The organism is Opitutales bacterium, assembly GCA_013215165.1.
GTDB lineage: Bacteria > Verrucomicrobiota > Verrucomicrobiia > Opitutales > JABSRG01 > JABSRG01.
Window position 1 is genome coordinate 1 of the sequence record JABSRG010000090.1, and the last position, 8410, is coordinate 8410.

Consider the following 8410-nt stretch of genomic DNA (forward strand, 5'->3'; position numbering starts at 1 on the left):
ACTTCCTTGATCGGAAGTCCGCCAGAGCCAACCACTTTTTAATTTTTTAGCGCATCCCTATGGGATGGCTGTGAAAGCGCTCTATGAATTTGAGACGAATGACTCACCGCTATTTGTCCGCAGTCGCTTCAAGCACACTCCGATTGAGTAGTTGCCATGGCGTATCATGGGTGTGAATAGAGGGGCGTGTCCTGATAACGAGCCTGGAAGCATGGCCCTGGGCAAAAGAGCGCCTGATATCAGCGTGCTGGGTTCAATGTCGCTGATAACAGCGAGACTCAAAAACCAAAGTCTACATAAGCTCCGGCGGTCGTTGCATCATACCCGTTTGCAAATGTGTGGCGGGCAAAGGTGCTGATAGTCCAGAAACTCCCAGTTGTGGCCGCCAAGCCTATCTCAAGGTCCTGATAATCATCAATGGCCGCTTCATTCAAAAAGCGTGTATCTGTCAGGCTTGCAGACAATACACTCCAAGCATTCATCTGAAGATCGAAGGCGATTTCGTTCTTAACAATCCACTGGTCGATGTCGGGTTTAAATTCAATATCATCATATTTGAGTGTCAGCGACTCGAATGTGGAGACTTGGTTTATGATCGTCAGTTTCAGACGCTCCGTCGCGCGCATCGTATAATGCGAGGTGAGTCCAACTTGCAGCATGATGTTGCCCGATGCGATATCTATGCCTCCGCGACCTTCAATGCCGACATTGGGTGTGAGTACCCAGGTCCGCTCTGCCTCTGCGTTGCTATAGAGTTTAAACGGCACGCCCAACTGGCCACCGCCTCCGTACACTCTTGATCCGGCGATGTCTAGATACTCGAACGAAGCGAGACCTAATAGATTGAAGGTATCAAAAAAGCGGATGTGCATGGGAGCGCGGACCTCCCAGCGATCGGTCTCAATGTCTCCCACACCGGTTTCTGCCGAGCGGCGGGATGCATTGAACTCTAAGCCGATGCTAAAAGAATCGGCTTGTTCGCTCCACAGTGCGTGTCCTTTCCGAGATAGGCCCCCACCAAATCGCTGAAATGCGTTTTCTGCTAGGCGCGCCGTGGTTGCGCTAGGATTACCGTCCGTAACGGATACTGCGCTGCGTGTGAGTAGGTTTTGCTCAATCTCCGCAAGAGCATCGGCTCCGTCGCTTAAGAACCAGTCCTCAATAGCCTAGAATACTGCCTCGTTTGTCTCGCCTTCAAATACCTCGACGAGTCCGGTGACTTCGCTGGCGACGACGATCCGTGTCGCGTCAGCGTCGGATATAATTTGGAAGGTATTCGGCACTGCAAAGTAGGTGAGGTTTGCATTCCAGATGTTGCCGGCCAAAACAGTGAAATCGGCTTCGGTCCGCACCAAGTCTTCTAACAGGTCGGTCAAAGAGCTGGATTCACTCTGGATCACGTCGAGAGGTTCGGAAGTCTCGGATGAAATACCGTTCACATTGACTGCAAACAGTTTTTGAGCGTTTGCTTTGTCGGTCGCAACAAGTGAGATAAGAGCGGTTATGATCAAGAGGCGTGTAAACATCGAAGTGGATACACTGTCGCTCAAGACGTAGATCAAGCGTAAAATAGACAGTCTTGAGGGAATATGGGTGTAATTGAAACAGCGGGGACTTTCCTAACCACCCTTGCTCTAGTCGCCCCGCTCTGTCGGGGCGCAGGCAGTTGCTCTGATCCACACCGTAGGAGCGAGCCGACAGAGCGGCTCGACCACAACAAGGGCACCAATGGGTAAGAGAGATAGCGAGTAAATGAGACAGTCTTGAGGGAATATCGAAACTGCATGCATCGGTCAGTCGTTGTTAGTCGCCTTAATCGAAGATAATCGCAGCTTACTGGTTCTTTTAGTGAAGTGTGTATTGCCCTCAACAGGAAGATGTCCCTTTCTCGTGTCCGCATGACTTTGCCCACTGGAATTCTTGCGGACGATATTCGGATCGCTCTTGACCGCATTGCTGAGGAGATCGCTCAAAAACATAAACAAACCGAGCACCTAGTTTTAATCGGTGTGGCCAACGGTGGCATCGCTGTCGCGGATCGTCTGATGTCGCGACTCAAGCCGATATTTGGGGGGCATATCAACGCCGGCGTCGTGAATATCACATTCCATCGGGACGATATCATGCTCCGGCCGATCACTGCGGAGACGATGCACACGGATATCGAGGCGGACTTAGACGATGCACGCGTCGTTTTAGTCGATGATGTCCTCTACTCGGGCCGCACAATCCGGGCGGCGATTAATGAGTGCTTCGATCAGGGGCGTCCAGAAAGGATTGAGCTAGCTGTTCTCATTGATCGTTTAGACACGAAATTGCCCATTCATCCTGATTATGTCGGCTTTGAGTATCACACGGATGAGGTTTGTAAGCTCAATGTGCATCTAGATGAGAAAGACCCGATCCGCGACACCATCAGCTTTATCAGAAAATGAAAGACGCCACACCTCACTGGGATCACAAAGATCTCATCTCTATCGAGCCGCTTACGGCTGCCGAGATTAAGATCATTTTGGACACAGCCTCGGCTTTCAAAAAGACCATGAAGCGCTCGCAGAAGAAACTTCCGGTATTGCGCGGTAAGCAGGTCCTTAATCTTTTTCTAGAGCCTAGCACGCGGACGCGCGTTGCTTTCGAGACCGCTGCGACGCGCTTGAGCGCCGATGTCATCGATATGCAGGGAGATTCTAGCAGCACGGTGAAAGGCGAGACGCTCAAGGATACTGCGCGCGTGATCGAGGCACTTAACGTAGATATGGTGGTGATTCGTCATAGCTCCGCTGGCTCGCCACTATTCATTTCTAACTGTGTGAATATTCCCGTTATCAATGCAGGAGATGGACCGCATGAACACCCGACTCAAGCATTGCTCGATGTATTTAGTCTCCAAGAGCGTTTGGGGGATCTTAATGGAAAAAAAGTCACTATCCTGGGAGACATTTTGTTTAGTCGAGTGGCGCGTTCAAATATCTGGGCTCTCACCAAGCTGGGTGCCTCAGTAACGGTTGCGGGTCCTGCGACCTTGGTGCCAGAAGAGTTGGCATCATTGGGTGTTTCTGTAAATCACGACTTGCGGTCGGCATTAGTAGATAGTGATGCCGTGATGTTACTGCGGATACAGCAAGAACGTCAGGGGACCGCTCATTTTCCCTCACTCGGCGAGTATCGGAGTATGTATGGACTCGATGCTACACGCGCGGGTTGGCTGAAGCCAGGAGCCCTTATCATGCACCCGGGGCCTATTAATCGTGGTGTGGAGATCGATTCACATTTGGCCGATTCACCGCAATCGATGATTTTGGACCAGGTCCATAATGGCGTCGCAGTGCGTATGGCTGTGCTCTACCTCTGTGCCGCCGCGCATTCTCGCTTTCAACTCAAAGCCTGAACAATCAGGCACTCCAAGAATTTTTATCCCAGCTTCTATGCCGCAGACGCTCATTATTGAAAACGGACGAGTCATCGATCCAAAAAACAAACGCGATGCCGTCGGAACGATCTACGTCAAAGACGGTGTGATCGTCCCTGGACTGTCCAAAGAAGAACAACTCCAAGCGGAACCCATCGATGCGTCTGGCCTTGTGGTCGCGCCTGGACTCGTCGATGTTCACGTGCATTTTCGTGAGCCGGGTCAGACTCACAAGGAGGACATCTCGACCGGTTCACGCGCCGCGGCGGCGGGAGGATTTACCACCGTTGTCTGCATGCCGAATACAGTGCCGGTATGCGATCGGCCCGGGACCATTGAACAGATCAAAGATTCTGTTGCGCGGAATGCCATCGTGAACGTCCTTCCCACCGGGTGTATCACAAAGGGTATGGAGGGTGAGGAGCTGGCTCCTATTGGGAGTCTCCACAAGGCTGGTGTTGTTGCTGTGACTGATGACGGCAAGTGTGTTCAGGACAATGAATTGATGCGGGCCATTCTTGAGTATTCGAAGATGTTTGGTCTCGTAGTTATGGATCATTGCCAAGATGACTCACTGACTCGAAAGGCTGTAATGAATGAGGGCGCCATGTCCCTCAAGCTCGGGCTTGAGGGCTGGCCGAGAGAAGCTGAGGACATCATTGTGGCACGTAATGCTATTTTGTCGCGAAAGACAGGTGCCCATGTCCATTGCCAGCACATCTCTAGTGCTGGGGCAGTTGATATCATTCGCAAAGCGCGGGCAGACGGAGTCAACATAACCGGTGAGGCATCTCCGCACCATATCGCACTGACGGACGAAGGCTTAGCATCCTACAATACTCTTTTTAAAATGAACCCACCCCTGCGCACCGAGCGCGATCGTGTGGCATTGATTGAAGGCCTGGTGGATGGCACCCTTTCTTGTATTGCTACGGATCATGCTCCGCATACAGACTATGAAAAAGAGGTGGAGTTTGATCAGGCGCCTTTCGGCATTATTGGTCTTGAAACGTCCTTTGCGATTTCCCATCAAATACTGGTTGAGGCGGGGCACATGGACCTGTCGACATTGATCGGTTTGATGACCTACAAGGGTGCCGAGCTTATCGGACTCAATAAGGGCACATTGTCCCCCGGGGCGGATGCGGATATCTGCATCCTCGATCCTGACGAGACTTGGGTTGTAAATCGCGACAACCTCAAGGGAAAGTCTACCAATACTCCATGGTGGCAGACTGAAGTAAAGGGGCGTGCACGTCGGACAATCGTTGGAGGCAAGCTGGTCTTCGACGATGGATTCTTTGTTTGATCGTTCGCAATTATGGCAGAGGAAGAGGTCCCGGTCGCAGTGCTTATCTGGCTTGGCTGTATATTCGTTGCCAGCGTCGTGGCGTGGTCAGGCAAGCGGGATTGGTTAGAGCCGCGCTCTTCGCCGCCTGCGATGGAAATGAAGATGCTGGATTATATGATCTTCATTTGGGTCCTCTTCATGACGTTTTTTGTGATCCAGTCGATTTACGCCTTGTCAGCACCAGCAGACAGTGCTGCCGAGGCTGAGGATGTCTATCGGGCCTGGCCCCTCGTGCTTGGTAGTCTGAGCTTACAGATCCCGCTTTTGGTGGTAACTTTGATAGCGCTTGGCTCTTCCAAGCTGCCGTTCGCTCATCCTAAGCTCAACGTGGATGAGGGGCGCATATCGGATGAAATCTGGTTTGGCTTCAGAGCATTTCTCATGGCCCTTCCAGTCATCTGGATATCCACCGCAATTTGGCGGGCGATCCTCCACGGTTTGAGTCAAATTGTGGACGGTATCCCCATGTCGAGCCAACTCATCGTCGATACTGTCGCTCAAGATGTCGATTTGATCCCGATACTTATATTGACCTTCATCGGAGTCGTAATGGCGCCCGTAGCCGAAGAATTATTTTTCCGAGGCAGTGTGTTTCGCTTCTTGAAGTCGAAGTTGAGCCTTGCAGCTGCGGCTTGGATAAGCGCAGTTCTATTTGCACTCATGCATGCCAACCTGGCAGCCATGCTACCGCTTATCTTAGTGGGATGGTTCTTGGCTCAGATCTACGAACGCCGTGGATCAATCGCAGCCTGTATCACCTTTCATGCTGCCTTCAATGCGCAGAGTTTTGTTATTTTATTTATGACGCGCGCGGCGAGCTAACGTTACGTTTGGATTTTCTGATGTCGGCATAAAGGAAATTGGGCATTCCGTCCGTTATGCTTTCGAACCTATAATTCAAAATCGATTTTTTGGTTTTCATTCTTGTCCGCATTTAGACTCCTTAGCAATTTTCTATTATCTTATGAGACTCATCAAGCTGATCCTCCCGGTATGTGTTGCCTTATCCGCTACGCTCATTGCTCAGACCCCCCCGGATTTCACCCCGGATCCTCCTGATCTAGAAAATCCGACTGAAGCACCACCTGACCTAGATCCTGGCGACGCACCTGACATAGACGTCGGTGACATTCCCAATGTGGGAGACAAGCTACAGGCTGTTTCGACCCGGGCTTTCGTTTCCCCCGGGGCGGGAGTGTTGATCAATGGCTTTATTATTGAAGGGAGTGGCACCAAAACTGTGGTCCTCCGTGGTTTGGGGCCATCCTTTCAAAGTTCGGATATTCCCAATGTAATTGACGATCCGATGATTACGCTACTTCGACTCAATAGCGCAGGAACTGCTTTTGATACAGTCACCTCAAATGATAATTGGGAAACTGGGATCACCGCAGCCCAGCGCACTGTTTTGGAGGACAATGACTTCGTCCCAACAAATTCTGCTGAAGCAGCCATCGTAATCGATCTCGAGGCCGGTGTATATGCGATCCAGCTTTCTGGCCAAGGTGAGGATGACGGAGCAGGGCTAGCGGAGGTATACGACTTTGATATTTTTTCAGATTCGGTGCTCACTGCGCTATCCACACGTGTCTTTGCGGGAACCGCTTCGGATACACTCATCGGGGGCTTCATTATCGCAGGAACTGAAGCGAAGCGTGTTGTCGTTCGCGCTACGGGTCCGTCATTCCAAAGCGCGGATATTCCAGACGTTCTCGAAGATCCATCGCTGTTGATCTACAGATTCAATACGACGACAAATCTGTTTGAAGCTGTTGATGGGGCTACCAATGATAACTGGGGGGACCTTTCGGCAGCTGATAGACAGTATCTGGCAGATAATGATTTTACTCCAAGCAATGCCTCCGAGTCTGCCTTGGTATTAACCCTGGAGCCGGGAACCTATGGTGCGCAAGTAACGGGAGTCGGCGGGACAACGGGTATCGCGCTGATGGAAGTCTACGATTTCGAGGACTAGATAAAGGCTGTCTCTTTATTTTTCAAAAAGGACGGGTTCTTTCACAGGGCTCGTCCTTTTTTGTTTTGATCCGGATTATGGATCGGAGAGCAAAACGCTTTTACCAGATTATGTATATTCCTGGTGTTGGACAACAGCCTCACGTTCGGCGACAGAAAGCCGTGACTTCTGTGTGAGTTTGATATCGGCTCAGCCTAATTTTTCTGAGTGGTAAGCCAATACTACCCTTTATTTGTGGCCTCCCAGGTGCCCTTTGTCATAGCAAACAGCTCGTGGTCGACATAGCGGTCATAGAGCCATTCGACTTCTTTTAGAGTGCCTTCATGACTAAAGCCAAGTCGCTTTGCGATTTTTTGGCTGCGTATATTTTCGACATGGGCACGGATTTCGATGCGATTGAGGCGCATTTGGTTGAGCGCGTTGTCGACTAGCACGCGAACCGCCTGTGTCATGAGGCCATGTCCCTGAAAGCGTTGCCCTAGCCAATAGCCTATCGCAGCGCTCCGGTTAGGCCAATTGAGATTATAGAGACTTACGATTCCCGCGAAATCCCCTTGATACCAGATACTTGCCACGTCACACCGCTGGTCGAGGCAGCGGCGCAGTTCCGCATCGATAAACTTCCGTGTGTCATCGACGGATTTGATGCTGTCTAACCAGGGTAAAAATTCGCGCAGGTAGGACCGTGACTGCTCTGTTTCTCTAAAAATTGCCAGAGCATCTTTCTCGGCTAGGGGGGCTAACCAGGCTTGGTCACTCAGTGGATAGGAAAAGCGCATAAGGCACCGCAATACGATAAACGTGTGACGTCGATGGTTTTCGCATGAATAAATTGAATCCTCGGACGGTAATTTACGCTTTTGAATCAGGTTTCTCAGGTCGTCGCCGACTTCCACAGTGCCATGCGACGAGTGAATCCCTGGAAATGGTTCACATTATCTGCCCTCGGGGTAGGCTCAGCCGTGCTCACATTTGCTGAAAGCAGATTGCCTGAGCCTTCGGGTCGGCCCTTGTTGAGTGTGTCTGGCGCAATTGATAAGACGCATGACGGTGTCCAGGCTCGGCTGGATTTGGCTTATTTAGATAGTTTGGAACAGACCGAATTTGTAACCTCGACACCGTGGGTTGACGAAAAACGGCGATTCAGCGGCGTGTTGCTGAGGGATCTACTTCGTTCTTTGGATGCTCAACCCAACTCGATCCAAGTGATTGCTCTCAACGACTACATTATTGATGTCCCCGCGCTTATGTATCTTGAGAAGCCCATGCTATTGGCCACACGAATTGATGGGAAGTCGCTGCGCATTCGAGACCGAGGGCCTACATTATTGATATTCCCCTTCGATGCTGCACCGGAATTTATCTCAGAGGCATTTTACATACGCAGTGTTTGGCAATTAAAAGAGATTATTGTCGAAGCCAAATAGAGTTGAAATCGCTATGGCGCATGAAGATCAGGTAAGCTGGGGGAGGGCCTTTCGTGCAGTCATTGCTGGAGTAGTTTTGGTAACTTTCTTTGCTGTGGTGGCCTTCATTTCGGAGGTCTTACCGTCGCTTCAGGAGATTGGCCAGCGCGTTGAGGAAGAGAGTGTCGCACAGGGTATGACCAGAAGTGCGGGGAGAAAAATTTCGAATAATCGCATTTTATGGTGTACAAGCGTTCACAAGTTTGAAA

Annotated in this window: 9 protein-coding genes; 6 read left to right on the plus strand and 3 right to left on the minus strand. The window is 50.8% G+C overall.

Features of this window, described 5'->3' with window-relative positions:
- Positions 1-278: 278 nt before the first annotated feature.
- Together HRU10_14320 and HRU10_14325 are read right to left on the minus strand one after the other, a co-directional pair.
- Positions 279-914: a hypothetical protein gene (locus tag HRU10_14320; GenBank protein ID NRA28406.1), complete on the minus strand. Its 636-nt coding sequence runs from the start codon at positions 912-914 to the stop codon at positions 279-281.
- Positions 915-1166: 252 nt separating this feature from the next.
- Positions 1167-1562 (minus strand): hypothetical protein, encoded by a 396-nt coding sequence (locus HRU10_14325; protein NRA28407.1) that lies wholly within the window; start codon positions 1560-1562, stop codon positions 1167-1169.
- Positions 1563-1877: 315 nt separating this feature from the next.
- Between HRU10_14325 and pyrR the strand changes: the two genes are divergently transcribed.
- The 5 genes from pyrR (at position 1878) to HRU10_14350 (ending at position 6735) form a co-directional block, all read left to right on the plus strand.
- Positions 1878-2435, plus strand: coding sequence for a bifunctional pyr operon transcriptional regulator/uracil phosphoribosyltransferase PyrR (gene pyrR / locus HRU10_14330; GenBank protein NRA28408.1), 558 nt, complete (start codon positions 1878-1880; stop codon positions 2433-2435).
- Positions 2432-3388 (plus strand): aspartate carbamoyltransferase catalytic subunit, encoded by a 957-nt coding sequence (locus tag HRU10_14335; GenBank protein ID NRA28409.1) that lies wholly within the window; start codon positions 2432-2434, stop codon positions 3386-3388. Before pyrR ends, HRU10_14335 begins: the two co-directional genes overlap by 4 nt.
- Positions 3389-3425: 37 nt before the next feature.
- Positions 3426-4718: a dihydroorotase gene (locus tag HRU10_14340; GenBank protein ID NRA28410.1), complete on the plus strand. Its 1293-nt coding sequence runs from the start codon at positions 3426-3428 to the stop codon at positions 4716-4718.
- 12 nt (positions 4719-4730) lie between these two features.
- Positions 4731-5582 carry a CPBP family intramembrane metalloprotease gene (locus HRU10_14345; GenBank protein ID NRA28411.1) on the plus strand — a complete coding sequence of 284 codons (852 nt, stop codon included), beginning with the start codon at positions 4731-4733 and terminating at the stop codon, positions 5580-5582.
- Between the two features lie 142 nt (positions 5583-5724).
- Positions 5725-6735 carry a hypothetical protein gene (locus tag HRU10_14350; protein NRA28412.1) on the plus strand — a complete coding sequence of 337 codons (1011 nt, stop codon included), beginning with the start codon at positions 5725-5727 and terminating at the stop codon, positions 6733-6735.
- Positions 6736-6956: 221 nt separating this feature from the next.
- Here the strand turns inward: HRU10_14350 and HRU10_14355 are convergent, their stop codons facing one another.
- A complete protein-coding gene (locus HRU10_14355) occupies positions 6957-7514 on the minus strand; it encodes a GNAT family N-acetyltransferase (protein ID NRA28413.1) in 558 nt (185 codons plus the stop codon).
- An 81-nt stretch (positions 7515-7595) separates the two neighbouring features.
- On the opposite strand from HRU10_14355, the gene HRU10_14360 reads away from it, so the two are divergent.
- On the plus strand, positions 7596-8162 hold the full coding sequence (locus HRU10_14360) for a hypothetical protein (GenBank protein NRA28414.1): 567 nt from the start codon (positions 7596-7598) through the stop codon (positions 8160-8162).
- Positions 8163-8410 lie beyond the last annotated feature (248 nt).

Bases quoted from the DNA above. Each gene is read 5' to 3' on its own strand.
- pyrR (NRA28408.1), top strand. From the start codon at position 1,878: ATGTCCCTTTCTCGTGTCCGCATGACTTTGCCCACTGGAATTCTTGCG.
- HRU10_14335 (NRA28409.1), top strand. From the start codon at position 2,432: ATGAAAGACGCCACACCTCACTGGGATCACAAAGATCTCATCTCTATC.
- HRU10_14340 (NRA28410.1), top strand. From the start codon at position 3,426: ATGCCGCAGACGCTCATTATTGAAAACGGACGAGTCATCGATCCAAAA.
- HRU10_14345 (NRA28411.1), top strand. From the start codon at position 4,731: ATGGCAGAGGAAGAGGTCCCGGTCGCAGTGCTTATCTGGCTTGGCTGT.
- HRU10_14350 (NRA28412.1), top strand. From the start codon at position 5,725: ATGAGACTCATCAAGCTGATCCTCCCGGTATGTGTTGCCTTATCCGCT.
- HRU10_14355 (NRA28413.1), bottom strand. From the start codon at position 7,514: ATGCGCTTTTCCTATCCACTGAGTGACCAAGCCTGGTTAGCCCCCCTA.